12 protein-coding genes are annotated in these 14,820 nt (G+C 59.7%); 7 read left to right on the top strand and 5 right to left on the bottom strand.

Annotated features, from left to right (window positions below):
- Positions 1–66 precede the first annotated feature (66 nt).
- From EFB11_RS06940 to EFB11_RS06915, 7 genes are all read left to right on the top strand, one after another.
- Positions 67–1,227 carry a peptidylprolyl isomerase gene (locus EFB11_RS06940; protein ID WP_122789533.1) on the top strand — a complete coding sequence of 387 codons (1,161 nt, stop codon included), beginning with the start codon at positions 67–69 and terminating at the stop codon, positions 1,225–1,227.
- 54 nt (positions 1,228–1,281) lie between these two features.
- Positions 1,282–1,458: a DUF6472 family protein gene (locus EFB11_RS16815; protein WP_164706648.1), complete on the top strand. Its 177-nt coding sequence runs from the start codon at positions 1,282–1,284 to the stop codon at positions 1,456–1,458.
- A gap of 177 nt (positions 1,459–1,635) precedes the next feature.
- On the top strand, positions 1,636–2,361 hold the full coding sequence (locus tag EFB11_RS06935) for a polyphosphate polymerase domain-containing protein (protein WP_122789532.1): 726 nt from the start codon (positions 1,636–1,638) through the stop codon (positions 2,359–2,361).
- Positions 2,354–3,031, top strand: a complete 678-nt coding sequence (locus tag EFB11_RS06930) for a DUF4956 domain-containing protein (protein WP_243115174.1) — start codon at positions 2,354–2,356, stop codon at positions 3,029–3,031. The genes EFB11_RS06935 and EFB11_RS06930 overlap by 8 nt, the downstream gene beginning before the upstream one ends.
- 13 nt (positions 3,032–3,044) lie before the next feature.
- Positions 3,045–5,417, top strand: a complete 2,373-nt coding sequence (locus tag EFB11_RS06925; RefSeq protein ID WP_164706647.1) for a carbohydrate-binding domain-containing protein — start codon at positions 3,045–3,047, stop codon at positions 5,415–5,417.
- 88 nt (positions 5,418–5,505) lie between these two features.
- Positions 5,506–6,231 (top strand): sigma factor, encoded by a 726-nt coding sequence (locus tag EFB11_RS06920; RefSeq protein ID WP_122789529.1) that lies wholly within the window; start codon positions 5,506–5,508, stop codon positions 6,229–6,231.
- The gene (locus tag EFB11_RS06915; protein ID WP_122789528.1) at positions 6,219–6,809 is read left to right on the top strand and encodes an anti-sigma-I factor RsgI family protein; all 591 of its coding nucleotides are present in this window, start codon (positions 6,219–6,221) and stop codon (positions 6,807–6,809) included. The genes EFB11_RS06920 and EFB11_RS06915 overlap by 13 nt, the downstream gene beginning before the upstream one ends.
- A 207-nt stretch (positions 6,810–7,016) precedes the next feature.
- Here EFB11_RS06915 and mfd read toward each other — a convergent pair whose 3' ends face one another.
- From mfd to EFB11_RS06890, 5 genes are all read right to left on the bottom strand, one after another.
- Positions 7,017–10,490, bottom strand: coding sequence for a transcription-repair coupling factor (mfd, locus tag EFB11_RS06910; protein ID WP_122789527.1), 3,474 nt, complete (start codon positions 10,488–10,490; stop codon positions 7,017–7,019).
- A 76-nt stretch (positions 10,491–10,566) separates the two neighbouring features.
- The gene (nifU, locus tag EFB11_RS06905) at positions 10,567–11,004 is read right to left on the bottom strand and encodes a Fe-S cluster assembly scaffold protein NifU (RefSeq protein ID WP_122789735.1); all 438 of its coding nucleotides are present in this window, start codon (positions 11,002–11,004) and stop codon (positions 10,567–10,569) included.
- 40 nt (positions 11,005–11,044) lie between these two features.
- Positions 11,045–12,259 carry a cysteine desulfurase NifS gene (gene nifS, locus EFB11_RS06900; protein ID WP_122789526.1) on the bottom strand — a complete coding sequence of 405 codons (1,215 nt, stop codon included), beginning with the start codon at positions 12,257–12,259 and terminating at the stop codon, positions 11,045–11,047.
- A 334-nt stretch (positions 12,260–12,593) separates the two neighbouring features.
- Positions 12,594–14,192 carry a CTP synthase gene (locus tag EFB11_RS06895; RefSeq protein ID WP_122789525.1) on the bottom strand — a complete coding sequence of 533 codons (1,599 nt, stop codon included), beginning with the start codon at positions 14,190–14,192 and terminating at the stop codon, positions 12,594–12,596.
- Between the two features lie 39 nt (positions 14,193–14,231).
- Positions 14,232–14,804: an ANTAR domain-containing response regulator gene (locus EFB11_RS06890; RefSeq protein ID WP_122789524.1), complete on the bottom strand. Its 573-nt coding sequence runs from the start codon at positions 14,802–14,804 to the stop codon at positions 14,232–14,234.
- Positions 14,805–14,820 lie beyond the last annotated feature (16 nt).

The raw sequence follows: 14,820 nt of genomic DNA, 5'->3' as shown, positions 1-14,820 counted from the left end.
ATACCCTTTGTATGGCCGGCCCCGCTCCGGCAAGCAGACACTTTATACGGTATGGGAGAATTTTGAATGATGAAAAATAGTGTAAAACGCATCGTTGCAACCGTGGCCATGACAGCCGTCTGCCTGGGTGCGACCATGCAGATCGGCCTGCCGCAGGTGGCGTATGCGGTCAACGAAGACGCCGATGCACCGGTAATGATCACCATTGACGGGACCGAAGTCCGTCAGGGTGAATATGCCGACTATTTCAGCTACTGCAAGACCATGATCGAGAGCAATTCGGGCATGGGCCCCTATGTCTGGTCGATGTATCCGGACGCTCTGCAGCAGCTGATTGAGGCCACTGACCAAAACTGTTTGTATGCCCGCGTCGTCGTGGACCATTTTAACGAACTGGGCCTGAAGCTCGACCGCGACACAGCATGGAACTACAAGAGCACCATGAACAAGACCAAGACCGAGCTGCAAAAGCAGGGCATGGACTTTGATTCCTGGCTGTCGTCGATGGGCATGGATGAAGAATTTTACAACAACATCTTTGCGCAGGGATACTATCTGGAAGCCCTGGATGAATACTACTTTGGCGTCGGCGGCGAAAAGGCACCTTCGGAAGACGAACTGCGTGCCGAATTCGATAAGTATTACAAGGCCAAGCATATTCTGATTCGCAACACCGATGACGAAGGCAACGAACTGACCGGGGATGCACTGGCTGAAAAGCAGAAGCTGGCACAGGAATTGCAGGACCGCATCAATGCGGGCGAAGATTTTGACGAACTGATGAACGAGTACAGTGAGGATACCGGTCTGCAGTTCTCGCCCGAAGGCTATATCTTCCAGGATGACGGCACCTATGTCGAAGGCTTTGTCAACGGCGTCAAGGCGCTGCAGCCGGGTGAAACTTCCAAGGAACTGGTTGAGTCGGAATTTGGCTGGCACATCATTCGCCGCGAGCCGCTGACCGACGAGGACTATCAGTCCATGCGGCCCGATCTGGTCTATGCACTGACCGGCGAGAGCATCGACGACCTGCTCAACACCTGGATGGAAGAAGCACAGATCGAATACCCGGAAGGGCATGAAAATCTGACCATTGCAGACGTACTGGGCGAAGAAGCTGGTGCGGTTCCGGACATCTCCGAACTGCTGGGCGGCTCGACTTCGTCGGGCGCCGCAAGCTCCTCGGCGGCATCGTCGAGTGCTTCGGCTGCAAGTTCGGCAGAATAAAGATAAAAAGGGCTGGGTTGACCAGCCCTTTTTTGGCATAAAAGGAGGGACGAAATGCAGGACCTTTGTGAAGCTTGTATGTTCAGCGACTACGATGAGGAGTATGAAGAATACACCTGCGCGGCGCTGTGGGAGGAGGATGTCGCAGCGCGGTATCTGGAAGGGCAGTATCGGCAGTGCCCCTATTTCCGGCCGGGCGACGACTATACCGTGGTACGGCATCAAAATTAAGCAAACCGTGGAAGCCTTTTGCAAGAAGGGCCTTCCACGGTTTTTTGTGCTTCAAAGCAGGGGCATATTACAAATTCAGGTTTTTTGTGAAGATTCTGTGACCAACCCCAAAAAATCGGATGGTCCTTCCGCATGAATAAGTGAAGGACAAAATCATGCAGAAAGGATCTGAACTTTGTGAATGCTTATCAAGGCGTATTCCAACGCTACGAAAAAAAATATCTGGTGACCCCAGAACAGTATGAATATCTATCGATGGTCTTGGAGCCGCGTATGGTGCCCGACCGGTTTGCGCAATCGACAATCGGCAATATCTATTATGACACCCCAGATTTCCGGCTCATCCGCCGTTCGCTCGACCGGCCGGCATACAAGGAAAAACTCCGTCTGCGTACCTACCGCACACCGCACGCCGGTACCGAAGCCTTTGTCGAAATCAAAAAGAAATTCGACCACGTTGTCTACAAACGGCGCATTGCCATGCCTTATGCACAGGCTGTGGATTATTTGGCCGGAGGTCCGGCGCCCGAAGTCAGCCAGATCTCCCGCGAGATCGAATGGTTCCGCGGATTTTATGAAGGGCTGCAACCGGCCATGTGCATCTGCTATGACCGTTATGCAGTGTTTGACCGTCACCAGCCCGCTTTGCGCATTACCTTCGATTCGAACATCCGCTGGCGCGACCAGGCGCTCGACCTGGCGCGCGGCCTGGATGGGCAGCCGGTGATGGAGAACGGTTTGCGCCTGATGGAAATCAAAATCCCAGGCGTGACGCCCATCTGGCTGGCACGGGCGCTGTCCGAAGCCGGAATTTTCCCCACCCATTTCTCCAAATATGGGCGGGCTTATCAAATCATGCTGCGCGGGGAGACCGCAACGAAAGGGGGCGTTTTCTGTGCTTGATGCGCTTTGTGGTTCGATTTTGGTATCCGGACTGACCGTACAGAACTTTGCCATTTGTATGGTCGTATCGCTCGCGCTCGGTGCCCTGGTCGCGGCGGTTTATATGTTCCGCAATGCCTATACCCAGTCTATGGCAATCACACTTGCGTTGCTGCCGGTGCTCGTACAGTCGATCATTTTGCTGGTCAACGGCAACATCGGCGCCGGTGTCGCGGTGTCGGGTGCGTTCAGTCTGGTGCGCTTCCGGTCGGCCGCCGGTTCGGCGCGGGATATCACCTGCATTTTCCTCGCCATGACCCTGGGTCTTGCCACCGGCATGGGCTATGTCGGCGTAGCGGCCATCACCGGCGTGGTCGTATGCCTGCTGCTGATGATCTATTCGGTGCTGTCATTCGGCAAGAAGCCGCTCGAAGAAAAGGAACTCAAGATCACCATTCCGGAAAATCTGGATTATACCGGCCTGTTTGATGACCTGTTTTATGAATATACCCGGTCGTCCGAACTGATCTCGGTGCGCACGACCAATATGGGCAGTCTGTATAACCTGCACTACCGCATTACCCTCAAATCCACAGACATCGAAAAACAGCTCATCGATGCCATCCGCTGCCGCAACGGCAATTTGGACATTGTCTGCGGCAAGGTCCCGCAGGTGCGGGAAACCCTATAAAGGAGGAATCACCATGAAACAATTATTATCCGGGCTGGTGGCCGCCAGCATGGCAGTGACCCTGCTGCCCGCGACCGCCTGCGCGGCCGATTATACCGAGTCCAATGCCACGCTGCTGTCGTTTTCCGATGCAGCAGTCACCGCTGCCGGCAAATACGATGGGTATGAGATCGACGGCACCCAGGTTTCCATCACCGAGGCGGGCACCTATGTCTTTTCTGGATCGTGCGCAGACGGTACGATCACCGTCAAGAAGGAAGTCACCGGCGTGACCCTGGTGCTCGATGGTCTGACCCTGTCGTCCTCAACGACTTCGCCAATTACCATCAACAAATCGGCCGAAGCATCGCTGTTGGTGGATGCAGGCAGCCAGAACACGGTCTCGGACAGCGCTTCGGCCAACGATGAAAGCGCGGCCATCAAAGTCAAGACTGGCGGCTCGCTCACCTTGGGCGGCACCGGCACGCTGACCGTCACGGGTAACTATAAAAACGGCATCAAGGGTGCCGCCGAATCGACCATTGCCGTAGACGAACTCGCACTGGACATCACGGCCGTGGATGACGGTTTGTCCTGCGACAATGTATTGACCATTGCGGGCGGCACGCTGGACATCACCGCAGGCGGCGACGCCATCAAGGCTTCGCCCGATGTGGACGATGCGACCGCACCGGATACGGTTTCCAAGGGTGATATCACGATCACCGGCGGTACGTTTGCCCTGGACGCGACCGGGGATGGCATCCAGGCTGACGGCGCGCTGACCGTTTCAGACGGCGCGTTTACCATCACAACAAACGGCGGTCATGAAACCACCTTGGCAGAGGATGCGTCCTCGTGCAAGGGCCTGAAATCCACCGGCAACCTGACCATTACGGGTGGCAGCTTTACGCTGGACACCGCAGACGATGCCCTGCACACGAACAGCGATTTGCAGGTCACGGGCGGTACATTCACGCTGGCGACCGGCGATGACGCGCTGCATGCCGATAACGCGTTGACCATGGGCACGCAGGACGCGGGCACCGGCCTGCCGCAGATCGCCATTACGGACTGCTATGAGGGGCTGGAAGGCACGACCGTGACCATTTATGACGGCGATATCGATGTTACCGCTTCGGACGATGGCGTCAATGCGGCCAACAGTGACATCGGGGAGCGCAGCGACCTGTTTGCCATCAACATCTACGGCGGTGACCTGTATGTGGAAGCTGGGGCAGATGGTCTGGATTCCAACCATGATATCTTGCTGGCAGACGGCACGGTAGAAGTCTATGGCGCCAACACCGGCGGCGATACGGCCATTGATTGCGACGGTACGTTTACCTTGGACGGCGGCACCCTGCTGGGTGCAGGCATGCCCCCCACAGCTGGTACCCAGGCCTATGTGCTCTTTGGCAATGCCTCGAATATGATGGGTGGCGGCGGAATGCACGGCGGTATGGGCGGCGGCACACGGCCGGACGGTACTACCCTGCCAGACAGCACCACGCTGCCGGATGACATGCCTTCGGATTTCACCCCGCCCGAAGCGGGCGAGATGCAGCGTCCGGACGGCACGACCCGTCCGCAGGATGGCGAACGCCCTGAAATGCCGGACGGTGAACGCCCGGGCGGCATGGAGATGGAAGGCGCCTTTTCCATTCAGAGCGGCAGCACGGTGACCATCCAGAACGCTGACGGGCAGACGCTGTACACAGCCACCGCGGTCGGCAGTGTACCGAATGTGATCTTTACTTCGGCCGATGTGACCGAAGGGGAAACCTATACGCTGCTGGTCGATGGGGAAGTCGCAGCCGAAGCAGAAGCCGTTTTGGGTACGGCGACTTCCTCGATGCCTCAGGGACAGCCGACCTCTACCTTTCAGGATGTAAGCGCGGATGACTGGTTTGCTCAGGCGGTCGCTTACGTATCATCGGAGGGCCTGATGAGCGGCGAAAGCACCAACACCTTTGCTCCAAACGCTTCGATGACGCGCGGCATGCTGGCAACTGTTTTATATCGTCTGGCTGGGCAGCCGGAAACCACCGCACAGACGACCTTTGCTGATGTGACAGCGGGTGCGTATTACGCCGATGCGGTCGCATGGGCCGCCGAGCAGAGCGTGATCGCCGGAACGTCGGATACCGCCTTTTCGCCCGAGCAGGCCATCACCCGCGAGCAACTGGCTGCCATGCTGTATCGCTATGCCGGTTCGCCCGCGACCGAAGGCAGCTTGAGCGCTTACACCGATGCGGCGCAGGTTTCGGCCTATGCTGAGGATGCCTTGTGCTGGTGCGTGGAAAACGGCATCCTGACCGGTACAAGCACGGATACCCTGTCGCCGCAGGCGACCGCCACCCGGGCCGAGGTCGCAGCTGTGTTGCAGCGGATGAATCAGGCATAAGTTTGCGCGTTTTACAATCAATTTTACACAAATTGAACACATTCCTTTTCTATAATGGAAGCATTCCAGCGGAAAGGAGGCGGCTCGGATGCAGACGATGCAGCAGGTCGCACGCGCGCAGCAGGACCGCGCATTTTTGGAAGACTTTTTGAAAGAGTCTCAGCCCTTTATCCTGCGGGCCGCCTCCCGGTGCGCGGGCTTTGCAGTGACGCGCAGCGATGATGAATTTTCGGTCGCGCTCTTTGCCTTTTATGAGGCCGTGCGCACCTATGACGCCGAAGCCGGCGCCTTTCCGGCGTGGGCACGGCTGATCATCAGCCGCAGACTGACCGACCATTACCGTGCGGTGCGCCGGTTTTCATCCGAAGTACCGCTGGCGCCCCAGGTGTTTGATGGGGCGGTCGAAAGCGACGACGCCGATGCCGAAGTGCAGCGCGCCGTCGTAGAAAAAATCGCCAACCCAGCGACAGCAACAGCCGCCGAGGAGATCGAGGCGGCCAACGCATTGTTTGCACCCTATGGCTTTTGCTTTTATGATTTGGGCAAATGTTCCCCGCGGGCGGAAAAGACCCGCAAAGGGTGCGCCGCTGTGGTCGCCACACTGCTGCATACCAGCGATCTGTTCCGGCAACTCGAGCGGACACATACCCTGCCGGTGCAGGCGCTGGCGCAGCACAGTGGTGTCAAAAAGAAACTCATTGAACGACACCGGGAATATATCATTGCCGCCGCGCTGCTGTTGCGCGGCGAATTTCCGACCCTGTCTGCCTATTTACAGACCATACGGAAGGAGGTTGCTTCATGCGGGCTGTAATCGTGGAAACGCGTGGCCGTCAGGCGGCAGCGCTGGGGGAAGATGGGATCGTGCATCTGGTCCCGGCCAAAGGCCGCGCCGTGGGCGAGCAGATCATACTGGACACCCGGCCCCGCCGCCGGTGGAAAAAGCCGCTCACGTGGGCAGCCTGCGTGGCGATGCTGTGCGCGATGGCGACCACCGGCGTATATGCAGCATATGAACCTTATACCTATGTCAGTTTGGACACCAACAGTTCGGTCGAATATACGCTCAACCGCTTCGACCAGGTGCTGGATGTGCGGCCGCTGGAAGAAGAATCGGCCGACTTGGCGCGCGCGCTGCGCGAGAATGTGCCCAAGTTCACCCACATCGACCGAGCGATGGTCGACACGGTGGACGCCATGTACCGTGACGGTTCCCTGACCGGCGAGCAGGACGACCAAATGGTGGTCACCATCAGCTCGAAAGAAGAGCGCAAGGGCCATGCGCTTAAGGAGCATCTGGGCAAGGCCTTGAGCACCGAGCGGCCGGATGGCAAACCGCAGCCGCCGTCCACCGTGGTCCAGACGCATGGCGGCCCTCCTCCGAAAAAATAAAAAAACGCCTTCCGGTCCCCTGGGATAAAACAGAGGATCGAAAGGCGTTTCTTTGCTTGAAGAGGTGGTGAAACGGGACAAAAAAGTTGGTCGCCAAAGCGCTCAAAGGGGCCGATGGGCCGCCTCCCGCACAGAGCTTTCCTTGACTGCCTATATGTTAGCATAAGCTAACTCTTTTGTCAACCCAAAAAGTGTACGTTTGAAATTTTATTTTGCCGTGGCGGCGTATTTCTCCACCAGGCTGCGGGCCAGCCCGAGCGGGACTTCGCCCTTGTTCATGCGCAGCGAGATATAGGGCTTGCTGCCCGCGTTGAGCAGCAGGCGGCCCTTGTAGTCTTTGTCGCCGCACAGCACGCTTAGGCGCTGGAAATCGGGGTTTTGGAAGGTGAGCAGCAGGCGACCGTCCTGTTGCTTGATTTCGGTCACGCCGGCGTCGGACGCTTCGGCGCGCAGCAGCGCGATGTCCAGCAGGGCCACCGCTTCGGCCGGCGGTTCGCCATAGCGGTCGATGAGTTCGTCCAAAAGGTCCGAGCGCGCGTCCTCCGAGCGAATGAGCGCAATGCGGCGGTACAGGTCCACGCGCTGGCCGGGGTCAGCCACATAGTCGGCCGGCAGGTTGGCCGACAAGGTCAAATCAGCTGCGCATTCGACACGGGGCGCCGGGGTCTGGCCCTTTTCTTCCAGAACGGCTTCTTCGAGCAGCTTGAGGTAGAGGTCATAACCCACGCTCATCATGTGGCCCGACTGCTCGGGGCCGAGCACATTGCCCGCGCCGCGGATTTCCAAATCGCGCATAGCGATCTTGAAGCCCGAGCCAAACTCGGCAAATTCACGCACCGCGCTCAGCCGCTTTTGCGAGATTTCGCTCAGCGCCTTGCCGCGGCGATAGGTCAGATAAGCGAACGCCCGGCGCGACGAGCGGCCCACCCGACCGCGGATCTGGTGCAGCTGGGCCAGACCCATATGGTCGGCGTTTTCGATGATGAGGGTGTTGGCGTTCGGGATGTCGATACCGGTCTCGATGATGGTCGTGCAGACCAGAATGTCGATTTCGCCGTCGGCCATCTGGGTCATGGTAGCGGATAATTCGCGCTGGGTCATCTTGCCGTGCGCGACGCCGATGCGCGCATCGGGCAGCGCCTTTTGCAGACGGGAAGCCGTGCGGTCGATCGATTCAACGATGTTGTGCAGATAGTAGACCTGTCCGCCGCGCGCCAATTCGCGCCGGATGGCATCCAGAATGAGCGCTTCGTTGTATTCGAGCACATAGGTCTGCACCGGGTGGCGGTCGTGCGGCGGCTCCTCAATGGCCGACATGTCGCGGATACCGGACAGCGCCATGTTGAGCGTGCGCGGGATGGGGGTCGCGGACAGGGTAAGCACATCGATCTGACGGCTCATTTCCTTGAGCGTTTCCTTGTGGGAAACGCCGAAGCGCTGTTCCTCGTCGATAACGAGCAGGCCGAGGTCGTGGAAAGCGATCTTTTTGTTAAACAGCTTGTGCGTACCGATGATCAGGTCGATCATGCCGGTTTGCAGCTGCTCGAGGATTTTTTTCTGCTCTGAGCCGGTCTTATAGCGGCTTAAAAGCTCAATTTTGATGGGATACCCGGCAAAGCGGCTCTTGGCAGTCAGGTAATGCTGCCGGGCCAGCACGGTGGTCGGCACCAGAATGGCCGCCTGCTTGCCGGCCAGGATGCACTTCATCACCGCGCGCAGGGCGACTTCGGTCTTGCCAAAGCCCACGTCGCCGCAGAGCAGGCGGTCCATCGGCCGATCGGATTCCATGTCGGCCTTGATCTCCTGCACGCAGCGCAGCTGGTCGTCGGTTTCTTCATAGGGGAAGGATTCCTCGAATTCCTGCTGCCAGACGTCGTCCGCCGGGAAGGCATAACCCTTGAGCTTGGCGCGCTCGGCATACAGCTTGACCAGCCCTTCGGCCAGCTCCTTGGCAGCTGCCTTGGCGCGGGCGCGTGCCTTGGACCAGTCGGCGCCGCCCAGCTTGTTGAGCTTGGTCTTTTCCGGGTCCGACCCGCCGCCGATGTATTTGGAGATCAGGTCCAGATTGGTCGCCGGGACATAGAGAAAGTCAGTCCCGGCAAAGGCGATCTTGACAAAATCGCGGTCGGCGCCGTCCACGGTCATGCGCTCCATGCCCACAAAGCGGCCGATGCCGTGGTGCTCGTGGACGACCAGGTCGCCGGGCGTCAGGTCGGTGTAGCTCTTGACCCGGTCGCGGTTGGACTTTTTGACCGCGCTTTTGCGTGCCCGGCGGCCCAAGATCTGCCCTTCGGTCAGAACGATCGGCCCCGGCGCGGGGAAGTCAAAACCCGCGCTCAGCGCGCCTTCCATGATGTGCACATGGCCGTTTGCCGGCATCTTGCGGCTCAGCCGCGCCGGGACATCGTGCGCGTCCAGGGCTTCGAACATGCTCTGGCAGCGCATTTCCGACCCGCACAGCACCGCGACCGCCCGGCCGGACGCCGCATACGCGGCAATGTCGGCCGCTGCCATGTCCAGACTGCCGCCGTAGGCGTTCATCTGGGTCAGGGTAAAGCTGACCAGCGTTTGGGGCGCCAGTTCGGGCACCGAATTTAAGAAGGTATCTGCCCGCACGGCGGTCAGGGCGCACAGCCGCTCGGCCAGCTCGGCAAAGTTCAGCGCATACCCGGTCGAAGGCGGCAGTTCGCCGCGCTCGGTCAGCGCTTCGATGTCGCCCGCCAGCCGCTGGACAAAGCCGCGGCTCGCTTCGCGCAGGCGGGGCGTGTCGTCGATGAGGACGATCGTGTTTTCGGGCAGGTAGTCGAGCGCGGTCGCACCGTCAGGATAGAGAAGGGGCAGGTATTTATCCGCCGCTGGGAGCGAACCGGTCTCGCGCAGGCGCTCGATGTCCCGACGCAGGTTTTCTTCCAAATCAGGATGCTTTTTGCGGCGGGTCTTGAGGGCAGCTTCCAGCTTGCGGCACAGGCCCTCGACCCCGCCGTCGCACAGGCCGGGCAGAGCTTCCATGCACGGCAGGCAGGTGAGGGTTTCCACCCGCGCGCCGCGCCGCTGGGAACCGACGTCAAAGTATGCCATCGAGTCGATGTCATCGCCCCAGAACTCGACGCGCACCGGTGCAGCCTGCTGGGGCGGGAACAGGTCGAGGATGCCGCCGCGCACCGAAAACTGACCCGGACCTTCGACCTGGGTGCTGCGCTGATACCCGGCCGCGGTCAGCGCGGCCGTAATTTCGCTGAGCGGGCGGGTTTCGCCTTCAGACAGGATGAACGCCGCCTGTGCAAGCGCCGCGGGCGGGATGCTGGCCTGGGTGAGGGCGGCGACCGACGCAGCCATGAGCGGCGCGCCTTCGGTCAGCTGCCACAGGGCGGCGATGCGGGCTTGTTCATATTGGCGGGAGGACGACTCCACGCCGAGCATAACAAAATCGCGCTCCGGGATGCGCAGCACGTTTTTTTCGGTCAGGGCGGAAAGGTCGTCCGCCAAGCGGCGGGCCGCCGCTTCGTCATCGGTCAGCAGCAGCACCGGGCGGCTGGTGTCATGATGTAGGGCAGCCGCCAGCAGCGCCTTGCCCACTGGCGGCAGGCCGACGGCCATGGCGGGAGCCTTGCCGTCCCGCAGGCCGGTGAGAAGCTGTTCGTATTCGGTTGTATTGCAGATACTGCGCGTGATTTCGTTCATTTCATCACCAGATTTTTCACAAATGCCAAAAGGGCAGATTTTTCAATCTGCCCTATTTTATGCGTGTTGGAGAGAATCAATGCTCACCGCCGTGGCAGTGTGCACAGTCCATATTGCAGCCCAGAAGCGGTTCCGGGTCCTTGCCCATGCGCTTGTAGTAGTCGGCAATGGCCGAACGCAGCGCTTCTTCGGCCAGCACCGAGCAGTGCATCTTGACCGGCGGCAGACCGTCCAGCGCTTCGGCGACCGCCTGGTTGGTCAGCTTGAGCGCGTCTTCGATCGTCTTGCCCTTGACCATTTCGGTAGCCATGGAGCTGGTCGCAATCGCAGCGCCGCAGCCGAAGGTCTTGAACTTGACATCCTCAATAACGCCGTCATCGGACACCTTGAGGTAGATCTTCATAATATCGCCGCACTTGGCGTTGCCGACTTCGCCGACGCCGTTGGCGTCCTCGATCTCGCCGACGTTGCGCGGATGGGTGAAATGGTCATAGACCTTTTCGCTGTATTCCATTGCCATAATCGTTTTGCTCCTTTATTGAAATCTCGTAAACTCAGTGTGCATGCAGTTCGCTGGCCGCGGTCAGGTTGGGCTTGCCGTTTTCCCAAACCGGGCTCATTTCGCGCAGACCGGCGACCACGTCGGTCACGGTGTCGATCAGGTAATCGACATCCTCTTCGGTGTTCTGTTCGCCCAGCGTCAGACGCAGCGAACCGTGCGCGATCTCATGCGGAAGGCCGATGGCCATGAGCACATGGCTGGGGTCGAGCGAGCCGGTCGAGCAGGCCGAACCGGTCGAGCCGCAGATGCCGGCAAAGTCCAGTCGCAAAATCAGGCCTTCGCCCTCAATGGCTTCAAAGACGAACGACGCCGTGCCCGGCAGACGGTTGACCGGGTCGCCCGTGTAGTGAGTGTAGGGAACCTTGTCCATAATGCCCTTGACCAGACGGTCGGTCAGACGGCGAACATAGCCCATCTTCTTGTCCAGATTGTCGCCGCAGGCATCCTCGATGGCCTGGCCCAAACCGACCATACCGGCCACGTTCTCGGTGCCCGAGCACAGGCCGCGCTCCTGGCCGCCGCCGTAGACCAGCGGCTTTAATGCGATGCCCTTCTTGACATACAGCGCGCCGATGCCCTTGGGGCCGCGGAACTTGTGCGCCGACAGGCTGAGCATATCGATGCCCATTTCCTGCACGTCGATGTGCATATGGCCAACGGCCTGTACGGCATCCGTGTGGAACACCGCGCCGTGCGCGTGTGCGATTTCGGCGATGGCCTTGAGGTCCTGGATGGTGCCGATCTCGTTGTTGGCGGCCATGATGGTCACCAGGGCGGTGTCATCAGTGATGGCGCTTTTCAGCTGCTCCAGATCGATGTGGCCTTCTTTATCTACATTCAGGTAAGTGACCGGGAAACCCTCTTTTTCGAGCGCTTCGCAGGTGTAAAGCACCGCGTGATGCTCGATCTTCGAGGTGATGATGTGCCGGCGGCCCTTGGCCGACGGACCCTTGACAAAACCGGTGATGGCCAGGTTGTCCGCCTGCGAGCCGCCGCCAGTAAAGATGATTTCGGACGGGTCGGCTGCGTTCAGGGCGGTTGCGACCTGACGGCGTGCCTGGTTCATCGCGTGCCGTGCCTCATTGCCGATGCGGTAGAGCGAGGACGGGTTGCCGTAAAACTCGGTCAGCCACGGTTTCATAGCGTTATATGCCGATTCGGACAGGGGCGTGGTGGCCGCATTGTCCGCGTAAACAAATTTACTCATGGGAAAATGGTCGCCTCCTTATGGCGTTTTCTACTATCTAAAATATACACCGAAATGGTATGAAATATCAAGCGAAAACATGCACGAAACCGAGGGGCCAAAAAGGTCGAAATTCGGCCATATCGTGCATGTTTGGCCGTTCAGTGCCATACAAAATTAAGTGTACTACAAGTTTATCCAAATTGCAATCGCCGAAACCAGGTTTTTCTGCGCCGAAGGGCGGATTTTTTCAAAAAAGCAGGCAGAAATGGCACTGGAAATGGGAAGAGCCGGCCCAACGCACCAAAGGCGGGGACCGGCTCCAAAGAGGGTAAAAATAGGAGAGATCGAAAAATCAAATACGCGCCGCGGACGCCTCCAGAAAGGCGCGGAACAGGGGATGCGCCCGGTTGGGGCGGGACTTGAACTCCGGATGGAACTGCGCCCCGACGTAAAACGGGTGCTCGGGCAGCTCGACCGTTTCGACCAGTTCACCCGAAGGCGAGGTGCCCGAAACGACCAAGCCGGCCTGTTCCAGTTCGGCGCGGAAGAGATTGTTAAATTCATAGCGGTGCCGATGGCGTTCGCTGATGGCGGCACAGCCATAGGCCTGTGCCAGCCGGGTGCCCGGCTGCACGGCACACGGATACGCGCCCAGGCGCATAGTGCCGCCCTTTTGGCTGACGCCCTGCTGGCTGTCCATCAGGTCAATGACCGGATGGGCGGTGTGCGGGTCAAACTCGGACGAGTTGGCGTCCGTCCAGCCGAGCACACTGCGTGCATAGGCGATCACAGCCACCTGCATGCCCAGGCAAATGCCGAAGTAGGGGATGCCATGCGTGCGCGCATAGGTGGCCGCGCACAGCATGCCTTCCACCCCGCGACCGCCAAAGCCTCCGGGCAGGATGATACCATCGGCCTGGCCGAGCAGTTTGTCGGCCGTGGCGTCGGACAGTTCTTCGGAATCGACCCAGTCGATGTCTACAAAATGGCCGGTCTCGTAGCCGGCGTGCTGGAGTGCTTCGGCGACCGACAGATAGGCGTCGTGCAGGCGGACATATTTGCCCACCAGCGCGATCTTGACATGGCCGCGCCGAGCATCGATGCGGCCGAGCATCTCCATCCAGTCGGACAGATCGGCTTCGGGCGCGTCAAGCGCCAGTTCGCGGCAGACGATGTCGGACAGATGGCTTTCCTCCAGCATGAGCGGCGCGCGGTACAGCACCGGCACCGTCCGGTTTTCGATGACACAGTCGGGCCGCACGTTGCAGAACAGCGAGATTTTGGCCCGGATGTCGTCATCCAGCGGGCGGTCGGTGCGGCAGATGATGAGGTCAGGCTGGATGCCCATGCCGCGCAGCTCCTTGACCGAGTGCTGGGTAGGTTTGCTCTTGGGTTCGTCCGACCCGTCGATGAAGGGCACCAGCGTCACGTGTAAAAACAGGCAGTTGCGGCGACCAGTTTCAGCCGCCACCTGCCGGATGGCTTCCAGGAAGGGTTGGGATTCAATATCGCCGGTCGTGCCGCCGATCTCGGTGATGACCACATCGGCCCCGGTCTTTTTGCCGACCGAGTAGATGAACGATTTGATCTCGCCCGTGATGTGCGGGATGACCTGCACGGTTTCGCCCAGGTATTCGCCCGCGCGCTCTTTGTTGAGCACGTTCCAGTACACCTTGCCGGTGGTCAGGTTGGAAAAGCGGTTTAAGTCCTCGTCGATGAAGCGTTCATAATGGCCGAGGTCGAGGTCGGTCTCGGCGCCGTCCTCGGTGACGAACACTTCGCCGTGCTGAAAGGGGCTCATGGTGCCCGGGTCGACGTTGATATACGGGTCGAGCTTTTGGGCGGCCACTTTGAGGCCCCGGCTTTTGAGCAGCCGGCCGAGCGATGCAGCCGTGATGCCCTTGCCAAGGCCGGACACCACGCCGCCGGTTACAAAGATATATTTGGTCATGAATAAAGGTTCCTTCCTGGGCTTGCAGACAGCCAAAATTTAGGGGGGAGTGGATTCCAGAAGTTCGCGTGCCACGTCCCGCCGGGTCTGGCGGGTGTCCATGGCGCGCTTTTCGATATAGGCGTGCGCCTCGGGTTCGGTCATGCCGCAGCATTCGATCAGCACACATTTGGCGCGGCTGATCAGCCGCAGATCGTCCAGCCGGGTGCGCAGTTTGCGGTTTTCGCGTTCGAGCGCATCGATGCGGTGGTGGGTGGCCAGCGCCAGGCGTGCCGCCCCCAAAAAGCCGGTCCGCTCCAGCGGCTTGGTCAGAACGAGCACACCGGCGTCGGCCACCGCGCCGGGCAAGGTTTCGGCAATGTCCTCCTTGACCAACAGCAGCACCCCTGCACCGGTTTGCGCACACGCATATTGCGCCAAATCCGCGCCCGCTTCATCGGGCAGCGGCGCGCTGACAATCACAAGCCCCCAGTCATTTTCCGCGATACAGCGGCGTGCCTGAGCGCCGCTGGGCGCCCAAACACAGGACAGCTTGCCCAGAAATCCGGTCAAGGCTTTGGATAAGGATACATAGCCTTTTTCGGCTGGGGCAGCAATGAGTACAGGCTCCATGGGTTGGGTTCCCCCT

The organism is Intestinibacillus sp. Marseille-P6563, from assembly GCF_900604335.1.
Lineage (GTDB): Bacteria > Bacillota > Clostridia > Oscillospirales > Butyricicoccaceae > Butyricicoccus_B.
The sequence above is the reverse complement of the archived record's forward strand: the minus strand, read 5'-3'. Positions and strand labels throughout refer to the sequence as shown.

What these genes read in the sequence shown, in the direction of transcription:
- EFB11_RS06940 (WP_122789533.1), top strand. Translation starts at nt 67, where the DNA reads ATGATGAAAAATAGTGTAAAACGCATCGTTGCAACCGTGGCCATGACA.
- EFB11_RS16815 (WP_164706648.1), top strand. Translation starts at nt 1,282, where the DNA reads ATGCAGGACCTTTGTGAAGCTTGTATGTTCAGCGACTACGATGAGGAG.
- EFB11_RS06925 (WP_164706647.1), top strand. Translation starts at nt 3,045, where the DNA reads ATGAAACAATTATTATCCGGGCTGGTGGCCGCCAGCATGGCAGTGACC.
- EFB11_RS06920 (WP_122789529.1), top strand. Translation starts at nt 5,506, where the DNA reads ATGCAGACGATGCAGCAGGTCGCACGCGCGCAGCAGGACCGCGCATTT.
- EFB11_RS06915 (WP_122789528.1), top strand. Translation starts at nt 6,219, where the DNA reads ATGCGGGCTGTAATCGTGGAAACGCGTGGCCGTCAGGCGGCAGCGCTG.
- mfd (WP_122789527.1), bottom strand. Translation starts at nt 10,490, where the DNA reads ATGAACGAAATCACGCGCAGTATCTGCAATACAACCGAATACGAACAG.
- nifU (WP_122789735.1), bottom strand. Translation starts at nt 11,004, where the DNA reads ATGGAATACAGCGAAAAGGTCTATGACCATTTCACCCATCCGCGCAAC.
- nifS (WP_122789526.1), bottom strand. Translation starts at nt 12,259, where the DNA reads ATGAGTAAATTTGTTTACGCGGACAATGCGGCCACCACGCCCCTGTCC.
- EFB11_RS06895 (WP_122789525.1), bottom strand. Translation starts at nt 14,192, where the DNA reads ATGACCAAATATATCTTTGTAACCGGCGGCGTGGTGTCCGGCCTTGGC.
- EFB11_RS06890 (WP_122789524.1), bottom strand. Translation starts at nt 14,804, where the DNA reads ATGGAGCCTGTACTCATTGCTGCCCCAGCCGAAAAAGGCTATGTATCC.